Here is a 17123-nt window from a genome sequence, read left to right as displayed (position 1 = left end):
TTGCAATTCTTGCATAGCTTGCCAGATGGCTTAGACTTGGATTTGACATTTTCGATGGGGCTTCGGGGCGTTTCTTTTGCGCATTCCGCTTGCTGCGTCGTCAATTCTCCCTCTTCCAGCGAGTCTTCGGTCACATGCAAGCTCCGATCCATGCCAAAGTCGTCATCATCGGTTCCGGCCCTGCCGGCTATACGGCGGCGATCTACGCGGCACGAGCTATGCTGGAGCCGGTGCTGATCCAGGGCATCCAGCCCGGCGGGCAGCTCACCATCACCACCGACGTGGAAAACTATCCGGGCTTTGCCGACGTCATCCAGGGTCCCTGGCTGATGGAGCAGATGGAAAAGCAGGCGACGCATGTCGGCGCACAGATCAAGACCGACCTCGTGACCAAACTCGAGCTGGGTCAGCGTCCGTTCCGCCTGACCTGCGATTCCGGTGACGTATACCTCGCCGAGACCGTCATTCTGGCGACCGGCGCCCAGGCGCGCTGGCTCGGGCTGCCGTCGGAGGAGACGTTCAAGGGCTTCGGCGTCTCGGCCTGCGCGACCTGCGACGGCTTCTTCTATCGCGGCAAGGAGGTCATCGTCGTCGGCGGCGGCAACACCGCGGTCGAGGAAGCGCTGTTCCTGACCAATTTCGCGTCGGCCGTCACCGTCGTGCACCGGCGCGACCATTTCCGCGCCGAGCGCATCCTGCAGGAGCGGCTGTTCAAGCATCCCAAGATCAAGGTCGTCTGGGACAGCGCCCTGGATGAGATCTGCGGCGCGAGCTCGCCATCCAAGGTCACGCATGTCAGGCTGAAGAACGTCAAGACCGGCGCGCTCACCGAGCTGCCCGCCGACGGCGTGTTCGTCGCGATCGGCCATGCGCCGGCCACGGAGCTGGTCGCCGGTCAGCTCAAATTGAAACCGTCCGGTTACGTCGAGGTGGTGCCGGGCTCGACCGCGACCTCCGTTCCCGGCGTGTTTGCCGCCGGCGACGTCGCCGATGAAACCTATCGGCAGGCGATCACCGCCGCCGGCATGGGCTGCATGGCTGCCCTCGAAGCCGAACGCTTCCTCGCCCACGCCGCGAGCGAACGCGCCGCGGCGGAATGAACTGACGATGCCACGATCACGGGATGGATTTACGGATATGGATTGGGACAAGCTGAAGGTGTTTCACGCAGCGGCGGAAGCAGGCAGCTTCACGCATGCCGGGGAGCAGCTCGGGCTGTCGCAATCGGCGGTGTCGCGCCAAGTCAGTGCGCTCGAGCAGGAGCTCGCAGTCTCGCTGTTCCACCGTCACGCCCGCGGGCTGATCCTTACCGAGCAGGGCGACCTGCTGTTCCGGACCGCGCATGACGTCTTCATGCAATTGCAGGCGGCGCGCGCCAAGCTGACCGACAGCCGCGAGCGGCCGAGCGGCGATCTGAAGATCACGACAACCCCGGGCGTCGGCATCAACTGGCTGATCCCGCGGCTCGGGGAATTCACCGCGCTCTATCCGGAGATCCGGATCTCGCTGATCGTCACCGACGAGGAGCTCGATCTGTCGATGCGCGAGGCCGACGTGGCGATCCGTACCCGCAAGCCGACCCAGCCCGATCTGATCCAGCGCAAGCTGTTCGCGATCAGCTTCCACGCCTATTGCTCGCCGGAATACGTCAAGCGCTTCGGTACGCCGCGCACCCTCGACGAACTCGATGATCATCGCATTATCATGCTGGCCGACGGCCAGGTCGCCCCGCATCTGCAGAACCGCAGCTGGCTGGTCGATGCCGGCCGCAACGGATCCGGTCCGCGCGAGGCCTATTTCAGGGTCAACAACATTCTCGGCCTGGTCCGCGCCTGCCAGCAAGGGCTCGGCATCGCCGCGCTGCCGGACTACCTCGTCGAGGAAAACAGCCGTCTCGTGCAATTGTTCGGAGAGTCGGATTCGATCCAGCTCGACACCTACTTCGTCTATCCCGAGGAATTGAAGACGGTCGCACGCGTTCAAGTGTTCCGTGACTTCGTCGTGAGCAAAGCGCAGCGCTGGCCGGCGTGACATTGTGCATGTCTGACATGCGGCTTGCATGGTTGCTGCGACGCCATGTGAGAGCCCATAGTGACCATGTGCTGAGCGTTGGCGTTGCGCATTGTCCCCCTCCTCCAGTGACGCGAGCGCTCAGAAATCCCTCTTGGAAGGTGATTGTGTCGGCCTCTTTGGCCAATACCTCCAGCCGGGCTCATTTGGGCCCGGCTATTTTTTTGCCGAATGTTTCCGTGTCGTGCCCGATGCGGCGTTGACAGCATCGCCTGCACCGCGCATCTAGATCGCATGTCCACGTCTTCGCACGCCAAGTTGTTGTCGAAAAAAGCTCCCCTCCCGGGGACATGTGGACGCGCGCGCTAGAATCTCTCGAATTCACCGCCGCATCACCAGCCCCGCCGCGAGGTCGGGGCTTTTTTGCGTGTCCCGTCTCCGGCTCCTGCCACCCAAGGAGATGGACCATGACCAACGTTACGACCCGACTGCGGGGCCTCTGGCTGCCCCTGATCACGCCGTTCCGCGATGGCGCGCTCGACGAACCATCCTTACGCAATCTGGTTCGGCACTACGCCGCCAAGCCGATCGATGGACTGGTGCTCGGTGCCACGTCAGGCGAAGGACTGGCGCTGTCATGGGACGAGCGCGCCCGTCTGATCAGCGTGGTCCGGGACGAGCTCGACACCATCGGCCGGCCGCTGCCGATCTGTCTCGGTGTCGGCGGCGTGGCGACGGCCGAGGTGATCGAAGCGCTCGACCGAACCGCGTCATGGCCGATCGACTTCTATCTGATCTCGAGTCCGCCTTACGTGCGTCCGTCGCAGCGCGGCCTGCTGGCGCATTTCACCGCGTTGGCCGACCGCACCGTCCATCCGATCGTGCTCTACAACATTCCCTATCGCTCGGCGGTCGGCCTCGACAACGAGACATTGCTGCAGCTCGCCGAGCATCCCGCTATCGCTGGCCTCAAGGATTGCTGCGCCAACCGCACGCAGACGCGCGACCTGATCACGCGCCGGCGCGCAGGGTTTCATATCCTGACGGGCGAAGACGCCCAGAGCTTCGATGCGCTGCAGGCCGGTGCCGACGGCGCCATCCTGCTCTCGGCACATCTGGAGACCGAGACGTTTGCCACAATCCTGCAGCACGTGAAGGCCGGCCGTCACGACGCGGCAGCAGCGTGCTGGGCGCTGGTCGAGCATCTCACGCGGCTGCTGTTCACCGAGCCGAGCCCCGCACCGGCCAAGTACTGGCTGGCGCGCACCGGCGTCATTGCGAGCCCCGAAGTACGGCTGCCAATGGTGGAGGTTGGCGCTGAGCTGGCCGCACGGCTGGATCAGCAGATCGAGCGGCGCCAGCCGACGACCACGCAGAACCGCGTTGCCTGAGCACGCCCCGACCTATTCGCGGGCTCTGCCTGGCCTTCCCGATCGGAAAGGCCAGGCAGAGCCGCGCCACCGCTGCGGAGCCGGAGCAGAATCTCCGTGGTTAATCCGAGCTAACAAACGCGATCAAAAGCGGCGCAGTCCGCAACCTCGTGTTTAAAGATGTTCCGCTATGGATGTTGAAAACGTCAAAGAGCGCGAGGACGTCGTGGCTTTGCAGGATCATCCATACCCTGAGCATCAGGGTTTCAGCGTCGAAGACATTCTCTGGGCGGTCGGGATCTGGTCCGTGATCCTGACCCTGACGCCGGCAATCGCCTTCTATTTCCTGATGGTTGCCTGACCTCGCCGCGCCCTCTCGCGCGGCGCGAATTCGGCACTCACGCGAGAGCTTGTGACCCGACGCGAAAAACGCGCGGAGGACCGCGCGTCGATGCCCCATCTGATGCCGCGATCAGGCCGCCTGCTTGTGCATGGCGCCGTTGGCCGACACAGTACCGCGAATAGCCCGCACCGAACGCTCGATCGCAGCCCAGAGGCGTGCGATCTCGGCCGCAGCACGGCCCTCCGCATAATATTCGCGCACGCCTTCACCCTGGCCCAGCGCCATCAGCAGATCGGCGCGGTTGGTGATCTGGCCGCCCCACACCGGGGCCTTGAACTTCGCCAGCGCCTCGCGGGCGATGGTGACGATCGGACTTTCGGCATCGTCGCGGCGCGCTGGCGCGCCATTGAGAACGACCGCGTAGGGCTTGCGCGCAGCGCGGCAGGTCTGGATCGTCTCCTGCACCGCGTTGACGTCGAACACGCCGGGGCGGGCCGGGATGATCACCATGGTCGCATTCTTGATCGCATCCTCGACGACGGCCGAGATGGTCGGCGGCGTATCGATCAGCACCCACTCGACGCCGTCGCGGCGGGCGGCGGACACGATCGCGCTCACCGAGTTCACGGCCGTCTTAATCGGCGGCTCGTTGGTGCCGCGCAGCTTGTGCCAAAGCGTGAGCGACCCCTGAGGGTCGGCATCGATGAGCAGACAAGACTTGCTCGACTTGATCTGCGCAGCGAGATGGGCGGCCAGGGTGCTCTTGCCTGAACCGCCCTTACGCGATGCGAAAACAATAACGTTCATACCTTGGCCTCCAGATTGACCCCGGCAGCGAAAATGAATCAGCGGACTGATTCGCGGAAGATAAATTTAGCGATTGATAAGACGTAACTCCTGATTGCCGAAACGCATTGGTTTTTGAGTCACACCAAAGCAGGCAAAACAGCAGATCAGGCGGCGATGTTCGACAACATCCGGTCATGCCCCATCGCATTTACATGTTGAGGCTGCGCATCGAGGTGTGCGTCCGAAGACTGCGGTCATTCCGAGTGCCGCCAAAGGCGGCAATCGGCGTCGCTCAGGTCGCGTCTGGTCGCGTCGACTTCTTCGATTTGCCAGCGCGCGCAGTGACCGGCTTCCTGGTGACAGGACGAATGCTCATCGGCCGTTCCGCACGGCCAGATGACGCTGCCTGGCGCTCTGGCGGCCCGAATTGGGCGCGGCATGACGGCGACAGCTCGGCCTTGCGGCGAACCATGCAGGCGGTGACACGATCGACGTCGGGAATGTCGGAACTACAAAGCCGGAACGCATCGCCTGTGCATGCCTGCTCCTGCTCGGCGGTATAGGCCCGTGCGGTTACGGGGACTAACAGCGCGGCCATTACGATCAGTACGGCAGAGATGCGTGGATCGAGATCAATCCCTCTCATCGTCCCCTCCCCCTCGTTGCCGCAAAGTGTGATTGAAGGAGACCGGATTCGCAAGCAACAGTGCCACGTCGTGCTACCGATCCGGCGCGGCAAACCGCAAGCGAGCGCACGCCCGGCGATATATCCGTCGAAATACGGAGACCGGGCTCAGGCTTCCGCGGGCAAAGCTCTGCGGCCACGCCCCGGCCACAGCCATGCGCGAGAGGTCGCGACGGGCGACCAATCACGGCGCACGATCGATGGGACGCGGAGCACGGATAGAGGTGAGCTTGCGAACGGCCCAGCGATGGTCCCGGCCATGGTACAGTTGGGTGGGCTCGAACCACCGACCTCCTGTTCCACAGACAGGCGCTCTAACCAACTGAGCTACAACTGCATCCGCCATGGGACTGCCCGCGAGGGGCGTCCGAACGGGCCGGAAACTAGGTGCAACGGGCGAATTTGGCAAGGCCGAGAACGGATAAAGTCCCCTGCCATGACTGCGTTTTTTGACGCCGTTTCGGCCCGAGCGAGCCCCCGTTCAAGCGGGGAGCCCAGAAAGCATCGAACCCGGCCGCAACGCGCCCGGGTTCTGGATCTACCGCCGTCCATGCCGGCGCGCGGCCGCATCGCGCACCTGGCGAGACTTGAGGCTGCCTCAGGCCGCCGTCTTGAACAGCTTGGTGGCGCTTTCCTTGATCGGCTCGACCGTCTCGGCCGCAACCTTCTGGCCGAGCTCGCCGAGCTCCTTGGCCTGGGCGGTGAAGGTCTCGAACTGCTTGCGCGCGAAACCGGTCCACAGCTCCATCGCCTCCGACGGCGACTTCACACCGAACAGCTCCTGGGCGAAGTCGAGCGACGCGGTGGTATTGGCCTTCGTGAATTCCATGACCTTCGACGAGTAGACGCCGGCGCCCTTGCTGGCGTTGGCGAAGAAGGCCTCGATGGCCGAATTGTGGGTTTCCGCAGCGTCCTTGAACTTGGCGTAGTTCTCGCGGGCCTGCGACACGCCTTTTTCGGCGAGCGCGCGTACCTGTTCGGGAACCTCGAACGGAATGATCGACGCGGAGAAAGGATCGGTGGCATTGGTCATGGCATGCATCCTTCGAAACATTGAGACTGGACCGGCCCGGCAATCGGGAAGTCACTTCGGATCACGCAGAGGAACCGCCCCTGGGAGGTAACAACCTCGCGTAGAGCTATATCGTGGCGCTTTTGTGCAACGCAACGGAAATTCCACTATCAGGAACTGTTGCCGCGCCCGCTTCCAGAAAAAGGGGGATCGAGGCATGTCTGATCAGGCCTTGGGCTTGGTTGCGTCGATCGCGGCCTTGCCGATGGCCTGGCCGACTTCGCTTGCCTGTTCGGCGAGCGATCGCATCTGGCCCTGAACGAATTCGCTGTGCAGCCGCAGCACCTCGGGCAGGTCCTTGGCGTGGACCAGCGATTGGGCGTAGTCGAGCGACGACTGGACGTTCTTTTCCGCGTAGGACAAGACCTTGGAGCCGATGTCCTTGGCTCCGGCCCGCACTGTCGCACCGCGCTGTTCGAGCGAGCCGGCCGTCGCCTCCGCTCCGGCCAGAAACTTCTCAAACGTCTGACGTGCCTGGTCGAAGCCCGCCTCCGCCATTGCCCGCACGTCTTTCGGAATCTCGAATCGTCGTCCATCGTCGGTCATGCTTTCCTCCTTCTGAAGTCCCGATTGGCTGCGCCCTCGTCTCTCAGCAGCTTTCCCGCTGCCGAGCGGCCCCGATCCAGTCCAGGGTATCATCGTGCTATCGAGAGCCGAGATTGCAACGGTCCATGCCGGTTTCGCCGCGATTCCGAGCCCGGGGGGCTCACGAGGAACACATTAAGGTTATCCAAGCTTTAGCAGGACAGGAGTGCGGCCCCGCCGTGGACCTCGGCCCTCAAAACGCGCGATAGTAACGAATTCTTAACGCTTCCAGTTCCGGCCGCCGGTCGTCCACGGCCGATCAACATCACAAGAGCCGTTCGCCGTCGTCGCCCATGACCCACGCCGATCTCGAATTGCAGGCCCTCAGCGACCCCCGGCTGGCCGTCCACGCCGCCGGCAGTCTGCCGGCCTGGCTATGGTCGGCCGATGGCGGCCGTGTGCTGTGGGCCAATGCGGCCGGTGCGCGCGCCCTCGGTGCGACAAGCGCAGCGGCGCTGATCGCGAAAACGTTCGGCCCCGCCGACGCGCATCGCCGCCAGGTCGCTCAATTGGGACGGCGGCTGCCCGAGACCGGCGCTTTGCGGCTGGAACGTCTACGTGGTTTCGGCGCGCCGCTCGGCACGCTCGCGACCTGCGGCTGCGCCAGGATCGACCTGCCCGATGGCACGCGCGCGGTGCTGATCACCAGCACTGACGGGGGTGGACGTAGCTTCCCACTGGCGGATCGCCTGAAGCGGCTGGCGGAGACGAGCGAGCATGCGCTGATCGCATTCACCCAGGACGGCCAGTTCGCCGGCATTAGTTCAGCCGGACGGCGCCTGTTCGGCATGCGCGACCTGACCGAGCCGGATTTCGTCGAGATACGCAGGGCGGCGCTGGCCGATGGCATGGCCGAGGTGACGTTCGGCACGGAGCGCGCAGCGCTCTACCGCATCGGCAGCGGCAATCAGGTCGGGCTGGTGGCCGTCCCGATGCCGGCCCCTGCCGACGAGATCGAGGCGCCGGGCTCGGCGCCAATACCTGAGCCAACCGCAGATGCCGCCCCGGCATCATCAGCCCCCGTGGATGTTGCCGCTGGGCCCGCGGTCGTGACTTCGCCTCCTCTTCCGATGGATGCAATGACTGAACGCCAAACCGACGACGAATCCCCCGCGCTGTCGAACGACGCGCCGGCCGAGTTCCTGCTGATCGACGATCCGGCCGAAGCTGATCTGTTCAAGGCGCCGGCGCCGCAAACGGAAGATCACGCGCATCCTGCCGAATCCGGCGCGGCGGAGCCTTCAGTCGGCCGCCGCCATCCGCTCCGATTTTCCTGGCAGATGGATGCCGAGGGACGTTTCTCGATCGGCTCCGATGAATTCACCCACCTGATCGGGCGGCACAGCGCCGCCGAGCTCGGCCGTCCCTGGCATGAGCTCACTGCATCACTAGGCCTCGATCCCGACGGGCGGGTCGGTGCCGCGATCGAAACGAAAGAGACCTGGAGCGGGCTCGTCGTCAGCTGGCCCGCCGAGGGCGAGCGGCTTGCGGTCGAATTGTCGGGACTGCCCGTCCTGGCGGAGGACAGGACCCATGCCGGCTATCGCGGCTTCGGTGTCTGTCGCGACCTCGACGCCCTGGACCGGCTGGCCGCACTGCGTCGCCCCGCATCGACCGATGCAGCCGCGACCGATGTTCCGGACGCCGACGAAACCGAGCTTGCCCAATCCGACCATGTGCGGGCCGCAGATGTGCCGCCGCAGCAGGACAACGTCACTGCGTCATCGCGTGAGGCTTCCATTGCGCCGGACGTACACCACATCGAGGGCATCGGGCTCGAAACGACCGGGAACGTGGTCCCGTTCCGCGCTCCGGGCGAGTCCAAGCATCCTGTGCTCACGCCGGTGGAGAACAGTGCGTTTCATGAGCTCGCGCGCCAGCTGTCGGCCCGCCTCGAAGGTGAGATCCGCAACGCGCCCGCGGACGTCCAGGGCGTGGTGCCCGAGCCGGGATCGCGAATGAGCGATCCGCTCGTCCCGCCGCCGCAGCAGGCTCCGTCGGCGACGGAGACGGCGCCCGATCAAGGCGCGGAGCTGCACACCGAATGGCTCACACCCGAGGAGCCGCCGGCCCAGGGCGACAGCCAGCGCGACCGCATCCTGCTCGACCTGCTGCCCACGGGCATGCTGATCTACCGGCTCGACCGCCTGCTCTACGGTAACCCGGCCTTCTTCAAGCAGATGGGCTACGCCGACCTTGCGGCCTTGGAGCAGGCCGGCGGGCTCGATGCGCTCTATGTCGAGCCGGGCGTGTCATCTGCACCCAACAAGTCCGAGGCCGGCACTCCCGTCACGATCTCGGCCGCCGACGGCTCCTCCAGCGAGGAGGTGAAGGCGGAAGCCCGCCTGTTCACGATCACCTGGGACGGCGATAGCGCGCATGCCCTGATCTTCGCTCCGTTGCCCGGCCCTGCGGCTGCGATTCCGACGACCGACGTGGCACCGATGCCGGCCCCGGCCCCCGCCGCGCTGGTCGTCGCCCCGCCTCCGGCTGCGGGCCACGCCGAAGCCGAAGATCTGGCGGCGATCCTCGACGTCACCGCCGAGGGCATCCTGATGTTCGACGCCGGCGGCAACATCCACGCCTGCAACCGCAGCGCCGAGGCGCTGTTCGGTTACGATGGCGCGGCGCTGGTCCGCCGCAACCTGATCGAGCTGTTCGCACCGGAGAGCGCACGCCTCGTGCTCGACTATCTCGACAGCGCGCAGCAGTCCGGCGCGTCGAGCGGGCTCGACAAGGGCCACGAGGTGCTCGGGAAGATCGCTCAGGGCGGCGTCATTCCGTTGTCGATGGCAATTGGCCGGACCAGGACCGACGGTCCGAATTTCTTCGCCGTGTTTCGCGATCTGTCGCAGCTCCGCCGCGGCGAAAGCGAATTGCTGCAGGCCCGTCGCGTCGCCGATCGGGCCGCCAACGCCAAGGCCGACATGCTCGCCCGGATCAGCCACGAGGTGCGCGCGCCGCTGAACGCGATCATCGGCTTTGCCGAGGTCATGATCGGCGAACGTTTCGGCACGATCGGCAACACCCGCTACGCCGAATACATGAAGGATATCCGCGCCTCGGGCGAGCGCGTGGTGTCCCTGATCGACGATCTCCTGGAGCTGTCGCGCATCGAGACCGGGAAGCTCGAGCTCGCTTTCACCAGCCAAAATTTGAACGAGCTGGTGGAGGGCTGCGTCGCAGCGATGCAGCCACAGGCCAACCGCGCACGCATCATCATCCGCACCTCGCTGTCGCAACTGCTGCCGCCGGTGATCGCCGACGTCAGGGCGCTGCGCCAGATCGCGATGAACCTGATCTCGGCCTCGATCTCGCTGGCCAATCCCGGCGGCCAGGTCATCGTCTCGACCGCGCTAACCGATTTCGGCGAGGTCGCGCTGCGCGTGCGCGACACCGGTCATGGCCTGAACGATCAGGAGGTGGCCGCCGCGCTCGAACCGTTCCGTGCGCCCTCGGCGGCCGAGCAAGGCTCCGACGGCGCCGGTCTCAGCCTGTCGCTCACCAAGGCGCTGGTCGAGGCCAACCGGGCGCAGTTTCACATCAAGGCGGCGCCGAAATCCGGCACGCTGATCGAGGTGGTGTTCTCGCGCGCCGTGGCGCGCAATCAGAGCACCGGCTGAGCCGATCCCGCCCGTCGCACCGCCAGTGACCGACGCTTGAGGCCGAGCAGGAGCGGACCGAACGCCACCACGAAGCCGGCGAAGGCAATGATCCAGGCCAACGCCGCGACGTGCAGCAGCGCCTCGGCATGCGTCGGCGCCAACACGGCGCAGACCCGCGTGACCGCTGCGACGATGATCGCCAGATAGATCGCCTGGGTCGCGGGCGCGGCCGTCAGCGCCTCGCCGGTGTGGCCGAGCGTGGCCCGCGTCATGACGGCGAGCGTCGTGATGCCGGCGGCCCCGACCATCCAGGCGTGCAGCCCCGCGCTCGGCAGAATCCATCCGAGGCTGGCGGCGGCCGTGAGCAGGAAGCCGAGCGGCACGAACAAATAGCCGACATGCAGGATCACCAGCAAACGCTCGCGCAAGGTGCGATCACCGGCCCAGCGCGCGAGCCTCGCCCCGTGCAGCGCGCCGGCCGCAGCGAGCGCGAGCGCCGTTGCCGCACTTTCGGGAGCCAGGATCCAGCCGAGCAGGCTCAGCGCGCTGAACAGGACGACGGCAAGGTCGAAGCGGCCGAACGGCACCGGCAGCCGGCCGGGATTGTGCTTGACCAGCCAGTTGCGGGTGAAGCTCGGCGTGATGCGGCCGCCGATCAGTGCGAGCAGCAGCACGATCACGGCAACGCCGATGCGGATCGCGTAGTCGGCCGAACCGCGCAGATGAGCCTCGACATGGAACGCGATGTTGCCGGCGCACAGCACCGTGACGATCGCGACCACCGGCAGATTCCGCCAATTCCGCCCGGCGACGATCTCGCGGGCGGCGGCCAGCACGACGAGCACCAGGAAGCTCGCATCGATCAGCATCGCGGCCCACCACGGACCGAGCGCAGACATCGTCACCGCCAGTCGTCCGGCCATCCAGACCAGCACGAGGGTGAGCAGCGGCACGCCCCGGATCGGCAGCCGTCCGGTCCAGTTCGGGATCGCCGTGAACAGGAAGCCGGTGACGATGGCCGGCAGGTAGCCGTAGAGCATCTCGTGCACGTGCCAGTCTCGGGGGGCAAAGCCCGAACTCAGCTTCAGCTCGCCGTAAAAGGCCGGGAGCCAGATCAGGATCGCCAGCGCAGCCTGGAGCGCGCCGAGCAGAAAGAACGGCCTGAACCCGTTGGCGAGGACGGTCCAGCCCTGATAGTTGCGTGGAATGGCCATGTGCATGCTCGCTCGATGGGCGACGGGAACCGCGCCGATATGGCGCTGTGTGCTTAACATGTAGTTGCGCGTCGTCCGATATGGCTTGCGCCAGCACAAACTTCCGACGGATCGCAAAAACGTGCTATTGAGCGGGCAAAATCCGCCGTCGGCCCGGAGAATATCATGGCTTCCATCGACCGCTCGCTGGTCGCGCATCTGCCGCTGTTTGCGGGGCTGTCCGCGGAGGATCTGACGGATGTGCTGCGCGAAGCCCGTTCGATTCGCGTTCCACGCAACGGCGCGGTGTTCGAGCAGGGCGCCGATGCGATCTCGTTCTTCCTGCTGCTGCACGGCCATGTCCGCGCCAGCAAGACGACGCCGACCGGCGACCAGATCGTGGTGCGCTACGTCGTGCCCGGGGATACGTTCGGCGTCGCCCCGGCTATCGGCCTGCAGCACTATCCGGCGACTGCGACCGCCGTCGACGACAGCATCGTGCTGGCCTGGCCGTCCGCCGCATGGCCGAGACTGGTCGCGAGGTTTCCGTCGCTGGCGGCGAACACGCTGCAGACGGTCGGCCAGCGGCTGCAGGAAACCCATGCGCGCGTGATCGAGATGTCGACCCAGCAGGTGGAGCAGCGCATCGCGCATGCGCTGCTCCGGCTCGCCAACCAGGCCGGCCGCAAGCTCGATCATGGCGTGCAGATCGATTTCCCGATCAGCCGGCAGGACATTGCGCAGATGACCGGGACGACGCTGCACACGGTGAGCCGCATCCTCTCCGGCTGGGAGCAGCTCGGCCTGGTCGAAAGCGGGCGTCAGAAGATCGTCCTGCGCGAGCCGCACAAGATCGTGCTGCTGGCGCAGCAGGGCGCCGGCGATGCGGCCGCATCGCGTAGCTGATCACGCGCAGGCACACAGCGCCGAGAGGAACGCGTCGGGATCGACGCCATGCTCGTGGCAGGCATCCGCGACGTTGTGAAAGCAGGCGATCGGGCAACCGACGCAACGCATCTGGAAAGCAAGAAAGACGCCGATGGTCTCCGGGCTTCGCCGCATGACATCGTCGACCAGTTCATCGAAGGAGATTGGCATGCGCGCCTCCATTCCAAGTCCAGCGCGAATGGTAGCGGGCATGCCGTTGGCGGTCTTTGTCGCGGCACAAGCACCGCGGCACCTCGACGGTCAGACCGCCCGGCTGTGCAGCTGCTTCGACGCGTCGAGATGCGCATCGAACGCCGCGGCGACACTGCGCACCAGGAACCGGGAATGCTCGGTCACCGCGAGCGCACCGCCGTTGAGCTCGACCACACCGTCGGAGATCAACGATTGCAGCCGCGGCGCCGATCTCAGCATGTCGTCGGTGTCCGTGCCATGGCGGGTGCAGATGACATCGAGGTCCACGCCGTAGTCGCACATGATGCGCTCGATGATGTCGGCCCGCAGGCGGTCGTCATCGGTCAGTCCATAGCCTTTCACGGTCGCGAGGCTGCCGGAGGCGATCTTCTGCTCATAGGCCCGGACCTGCGGCGCGTTCTGGACATAACCTTGCGGCAGCTGCCCGATCGCCGAGGCCCCGAAGCCGAGCAGCAGATCATTTGCATCGGTCGTATAGCCCTGGAAATTGCGATGCAGGCGGCCTTCGCGGAACGCGATGGTCATGGGATCCGTGGGCAAGGCGAAATGATCGAGCCCGATCTGCACGTAGCCTGCGTCCTTCAGCGCGTCAGCGATCGCGCAGGCCTGATCGTAGCGTTCCAGGCTGTCCGGCAACGCCGAGTCCTGAATCTTGCGCTGGTGCGTCTTGAACGATGGCACATGAGCGTAGCCGAACACGGAGAGCCGGTCGGGGCGCAGGTCGATGGCGCGCCGGACGGTGTCGAGACACGACTCAACGCTCTGATGCGGCAGTCCGTAGATCAGGTCGAAGTTGATGCCGGCAACGCCGGCCTGACGCAATCCGTTCGTCGCCGCCGCGGTCTGCTCGAAGCTCTGCACCCGGTTGATGGCCTGCTGCACCCGCGGATCGAAGCTCTGCACGCCCAGGCTGGCCCGATTGACCCCGCTCACCCCCAGCGCCGCGATCATCTCCGGCGTCAGCGTGCGCGGATCTATCTCGATGGCGATCTCCGCCGACGGCAGCACGAAAAAGGAATGGCGCAGCGATCCGACGAGATCGACAAAGGACTCCGGCGCCATGATGGTGGGCGTGCCGCCGCCGAAATGAATGTGCCCGACCTGCAGCCGCCGGCCGATCTGGCGCGCCACCATGTCGACCTCGCAACGCAGCGCCGATTCGTAGACCGCAATGGGCTCGTCGCGCTTGGCGACCATGGTGTTGCAGCCGCAATACCAGCACATCGAGCGACAGAACGGCACATGCAGGTACAACGATGCCGTCGCGCTCGCTGGTATCGCGCGCAACCATTCTGCGTAGGTGGACGGGCCGACCGCGGCGGAGAAATGAGGCGCCGTAGGATAGCTGGTGTAGCGCGGGAGGCGCTCCTGTCCGTAGCATGCTGCAAGATCTGGTCTCATGTCCTGCCTGTCACCTGAGCGTATCGACCTGGGGTTGGGAGCTTCTTGACACAAGGCAAGAGGGACGGCCTTGAGCTTTCTCAAGGCGCGGCCGGCAGATACCCCGTTGGAACAGTAGAACGCCGGTGATCACCGCGAACTTTGCGCTTCCTCAAAGTGGCCGGCTCATTTCACGTCATTATTGATTCACCGACGATTCGAGGAAACCGCAATGGAAGCCCTGCAACTGCTGCTCCGTTCATTTGCTTTCCTCGCCGGCATCCGCGGCCATATCCCCCAGTCCGACGGCTTTGAATCGTTCCGCGACGAGTCGGGGCCAACGGGCCTGCTTGGCAACATCGCCATGTTCATGACCACGGTGTTTTGTATCGCGGCGGCAGTCGCCTTCGTCGTGTTGTTGGCGGTGCGCTGGCTGAGCTGATGAGTTCGGAAGCACATCGTCGGTCCAGAGTCCTGCTCTGAAGCAGCGCATCATGGCGCCCGCGATTCTCGTGCCGTGTGGACAAACGGATAGATCGCGTCTTATCGCGTAGTCGCGCGAGACAGCCTGCCCGCTTTGCTCCGCACCCTGTCCGGCCTCCCAAGAAACTGCGCGCCGATGCAACTCATTAGCGCTCTGCGCGGGTACAGTCGCGCCAATCTCGCTCGAAATCCGCCGTCTGATTCCGCAATTGCGAAGTTGCTTGTTGCAGCACAAACAAGCCGAGTTCCAACGGGAGCATGCTGATTGCGGCACTACAACAGATCCAATGAAGGAGCGATCCATGTTGACCCGCCGCACCGCCATGTTCAGTGCAGCCATCGCCGCGATGATGATTGCGGCTCCCGCTGTTGCCGAGGACCTCAAGCTGCCGCGCCAGAAGGTCGATCTGGTGGCTCCGCCGTTCGTGCATGCGCACGAGCAGGCGACCAAGCAGGGACCCAAGATCATGGAGTTCAAGCTCGTGGTCCAGGAGAAGAAGATGGTGATCGACGAGAAGGGCACCACCTTCCAGGCCATGACGTTCAACGGCTCGATGCCAGGCCCGCTGATGGTGGTCCATGAGGGCGACTATGTCGAGGTGACCCTGGTCAATCCCGCGACCAACAGCATGCCGCATAATATCGACTTCCACTCCGCGACCGGAGCGCTGGGCGGCGGCGCGCTGACCCTGGTCAATCCGGGCGAGCAGGTCGTGCTACGCTGGAAGGCAACGCGGACCGGCGTGTTCGTCTACCACTGCGCCCCGGGCGGACCGATGATCCCCTGGCATGTCGTCTCCGGCATGAACGGCGCCGTGATGGTGCTGCCGCGCGACGGTCTCAATGACGGCCGCGGACACGCGCTGCGCTATGATCGCATCTACTACATCGGCGAGCAGGACCTCTACGTCCCGCGCGACGACAAGGGAAACTTCAAGTCCTACGACTCGCCCGGCGAAGCCTATAGCGACACCGAGGAGGTCATGCGCAAGCTCACGCCGACCCATGTGGTGTTCAACGGCAAGGCCGGCGCGCTCACCGGAAAGAATGCGCTCACGGCCAATGTCGGCGAGAACGTTCTGATCGTGCACTCGCAGGCGAATCGCGATAGTCGTCCGCATCTGATCGGCGGCCATGGCGACTATGTCTGGGAGACCGGAAAATTTTCGAACGCGCCGGAGACCGGGCTCGAGACCTGGTTCATCCGCGGCGGCTCGGCGGGCGCCGCGCTCTACAAATTCCTGCAGCCCGGCATCTACGCCTACGTCACCCACAACCTGATCGAGGCGGCCAATCTCGGCGCGACCGCCCATTTCAAGGTCGAAGGCAAGTGGAATGACGACCTGATGACGCAGGTCAAAGCCCCGGCGGACATTCCGACCGGCACGACGAACTGATCGGCCCAGGGGGGCCGGCGTATCCGGCCCCCACTCTCCTGAGTGTGCTGCCATGCTGCTCGCTTTCAAGATCAAGCTCACCATCGCCTGCGTCGTCGGATTGGCTGGCCCGACCGCAATGGCACCGATCCTTGCAGATCTGCCAAACCGCGCTGCGGGCCTCGACGGCCCTGCCCTCACCGAGATCGCACCCGGTGCGATCGCCTACCGCGACTCTGGTGACCATCTCCGCAGCGGGCGGCAGGCCGAAGCTCCCATCACGACGGTCCGCTTTGATCATCCGCTGACGATCATGACGAACCAGGTCAGTGCCGCAGACTACCACGCCTGCGTCCAAGCGCATGCGTGCCGCGCGCTCGATCGCAACGTTCCCATCGCCATCGATCGCCCGGCCGTGCAGGTGAGTTGGCATGACGCGGTGGCCTACGCTGAATGGCTCTCACGCCGGACCGGCCACAGCTATCGTCTGCCGACCGATACCGAGTGGGCCTATGCGGCGGGCAGCCGCTTCAAGGACGATGGCGTCTCGATCGACGACGCCGATCCCTCGCGGCGCTGGATTGCCCGCTACGAACGGGAAGCCGCCCTGCAAGAGGACTCCGAGACGCGCGGCTTCGGCGGCTTCGGCATCAATGAGCACGGCGTTGCTGACTTGGCGGGCAATGTCTGGGAATGGACCTCGACCTGCTTCACACGCAAGATGCAGGATAGTGCAGGTCGCGTCACCAAGACCGTCAGCAATTGCGGCGTGCGGCTGGCCGAAGGCGCGCATCGAGCCTACGTGACCGACTTCATCCGCGACGCGCGCGCCGGCGGGTGCGCCTCCGGCACGCCACCTGCCAATCTCGGCTTCCGCCTGGTCCGCGAACAGCCTTCATGGAGCCGCAGCCTGACGCAGCGCCTCAGCCGGCTCCTCGGCGCCATTCGCGCATGACGCGGCATGCTCAGCCTCAAGCACGCTCGACAGCAGCCGACGCCGGTGCCGGATCGGCGGTGCCCTGACACTGGCACAAATGACAGTCATACAAAATCAACTTTCGGTTGCGAGATGTAAGCTACAAACGTTAGACA

15 protein-coding genes and 1 tRNA gene are annotated in these 17123 nt (G+C 65.1%); 9 read left to right on the top strand and 7 right to left on the bottom strand.

Going from position 1 to position 17123, the window contains the following annotated elements; translation table 11 throughout:
• Nucleotides 1-134: 134 nt before the first annotated feature.
• The 4 genes from trxB (at nucleotide 135) to ACQR1X_RS20140 (ending at nucleotide 3741) form a co-directional block, all read left to right on the top strand.
• Nucleotides 135-1100: a thioredoxin-disulfide reductase gene (gene trxB, locus ACQR1X_RS20155; protein WP_315802637.1), complete on the top strand. Its 966-nt coding sequence runs from the start codon at nucleotides 135-137 to the stop codon at nucleotides 1098-1100.
• 7 nt (nucleotides 1101-1107) lie between these two features.
• Nucleotides 1108-2031 (top strand): LysR family transcriptional regulator, encoded by a 924-nt coding sequence (locus ACQR1X_RS20150; protein WP_315717522.1) that lies wholly within the window; start codon nucleotides 1108-1110, stop codon nucleotides 2029-2031.
• Nucleotides 2032-2477: 446 nt separating this feature from the next.
• The gene (dapA, locus tag ACQR1X_RS20145; RefSeq protein WP_434882322.1) at nucleotides 2478-3401 is read left to right on the top strand and encodes a 4-hydroxy-tetrahydrodipicolinate synthase; all 924 of its coding nucleotides are present in this window, start codon (nucleotides 2478-2480) and stop codon (nucleotides 3399-3401) included.
• Nucleotides 3402-3570: 169 nt separating this feature from the next.
• The gene (locus ACQR1X_RS20140; RefSeq protein WP_315802635.1) at nucleotides 3571-3741 is read left to right on the top strand and encodes a hypothetical protein; all 171 of its coding nucleotides are present in this window, start codon (nucleotides 3571-3573) and stop codon (nucleotides 3739-3741) included.
• 111 nt (nucleotides 3742-3852) lie between these two features.
• Here the strand turns inward: ACQR1X_RS20140 and ACQR1X_RS20135 are convergent, their stop codons facing one another.
• The 4 genes from ACQR1X_RS20135 to ACQR1X_RS20120 all read right to left on the bottom strand — a co-directional run bounded on the left by ACQR1X_RS20135 (nucleotide 3853) and on the right by ACQR1X_RS20120 (nucleotide 6815).
• Nucleotides 3853-4530, bottom strand: coding sequence for a ParA family protein (locus ACQR1X_RS20135; protein ID WP_231327589.1), 678 nt, complete (start codon nucleotides 4528-4530; stop codon nucleotides 3853-3855).
• Between the two features lie 927 nt (nucleotides 4531-5457).
• Nucleotides 5458-5534, bottom strand: a tRNA-His gene (locus ACQR1X_RS20130).
• Nucleotides 5535-5795: 261 nt separating this feature from the next.
• The gene (locus tag ACQR1X_RS20125; protein WP_315802633.1) at nucleotides 5796-6230 is read right to left on the bottom strand and encodes a phasin; all 435 of its coding nucleotides are present in this window, start codon (nucleotides 6228-6230) and stop codon (nucleotides 5796-5798) included.
• Between the two features lie 204 nt (nucleotides 6231-6434).
• Nucleotides 6435-6815: a phasin gene (locus ACQR1X_RS20120; protein WP_315802632.1), complete on the bottom strand. Its 381-nt coding sequence runs from the start codon at nucleotides 6813-6815 to the stop codon at nucleotides 6435-6437.
• A 332-nt stretch (nucleotides 6816-7147) separates the two neighbouring features.
• Here ACQR1X_RS20120 and ACQR1X_RS20115 point away from each other — a divergent pair, with 332 nt between their 5' ends.
• Nucleotides 7148-10477 (top strand): PAS domain-containing sensor histidine kinase, encoded by a 3330-nt coding sequence (locus ACQR1X_RS20115; RefSeq protein WP_434899444.1) that lies wholly within the window; start codon nucleotides 7148-7150, stop codon nucleotides 10475-10477.
• On the opposite strand, the gene ACQR1X_RS20110 is transcribed toward ACQR1X_RS20115, so the two are convergent.
• Entirely contained in the window at nucleotides 10462-11673 is a 1212-nt protein-coding gene (locus tag ACQR1X_RS20110; RefSeq protein ID WP_434839593.1) for an NnrS family protein, read from the bottom strand. The two genes, ACQR1X_RS20115 and ACQR1X_RS20110, sit on opposite strands and share 16 nt — an antisense overlap.
• A gap of 165 nt (nucleotides 11674-11838) precedes the next feature.
• Between ACQR1X_RS20110 and ACQR1X_RS20105 the strand changes: the two genes are divergently transcribed.
• The gene (locus ACQR1X_RS20105; protein ID WP_315802629.1) at nucleotides 11839-12558 is read left to right on the top strand and encodes a Crp/Fnr family transcriptional regulator; all 720 of its coding nucleotides are present in this window, start codon (nucleotides 11839-11841) and stop codon (nucleotides 12556-12558) included.
• Here ACQR1X_RS20105 and ACQR1X_RS20100 read toward each other — a convergent pair whose 3' ends face one another.
• Nucleotides 12559-12762 (bottom strand): DUF1858 domain-containing protein, encoded by a 204-nt coding sequence (locus ACQR1X_RS20100; RefSeq protein ID WP_409997929.1) that lies wholly within the window; start codon nucleotides 12760-12762, stop codon nucleotides 12559-12561.
• Between the two features lie 78 nt (nucleotides 12763-12840).
• Nucleotides 12841-14193 (bottom strand): oxygen-independent coproporphyrinogen III oxidase, encoded by a 1353-nt coding sequence (gene hemN / locus ACQR1X_RS20095; protein ID WP_315802862.1) that lies wholly within the window; start codon nucleotides 14191-14193, stop codon nucleotides 12841-12843.
• Between the two features lie 211 nt (nucleotides 14194-14404).
• Between hemN and ACQR1X_RS20090 the strand changes: the two genes are divergently transcribed.
• The 3 genes from ACQR1X_RS20090 to ACQR1X_RS20080 all read left to right on the top strand — a co-directional run bounded on the left by ACQR1X_RS20090 (nucleotide 14405) and on the right by ACQR1X_RS20080 (nucleotide 16986).
• A complete protein-coding gene (locus ACQR1X_RS20090) occupies nucleotides 14405-14614 on the top strand; it encodes a hypothetical protein (RefSeq protein WP_434873592.1) in 210 nt (69 codons plus the stop codon).
• A gap of 343 nt (nucleotides 14615-14957) precedes the next feature.
• Nucleotides 14958-16052 carry a copper-containing nitrite reductase gene (nirK, locus tag ACQR1X_RS20085; protein ID WP_315802627.1) on the top strand — a complete coding sequence of 365 codons (1095 nt, stop codon included), beginning with the start codon at nucleotides 14958-14960 and terminating at the stop codon, nucleotides 16050-16052.
• 52 nt (nucleotides 16053-16104) lie between these two features.
• Nucleotides 16105-16986 carry a formylglycine-generating enzyme family protein gene (locus tag ACQR1X_RS20080; protein WP_315802626.1) on the top strand — a complete coding sequence of 294 codons (882 nt, stop codon included), beginning with the start codon at nucleotides 16105-16107 and terminating at the stop codon, nucleotides 16984-16986.
• Nucleotides 16987-17123 lie beyond the last annotated feature (137 nt).

This window comes from Bradyrhizobium sp. HKCCYLRH3073, assembly GCF_051167995.1.
Classification (GTDB): Bacteria; Pseudomonadota; Alphaproteobacteria; order Rhizobiales; family Xanthobacteraceae; genus Bradyrhizobium.
The sequence above is the reverse complement of the archived record's forward strand: the minus strand, read 5'-3'. Positions and strand labels throughout refer to the sequence as shown.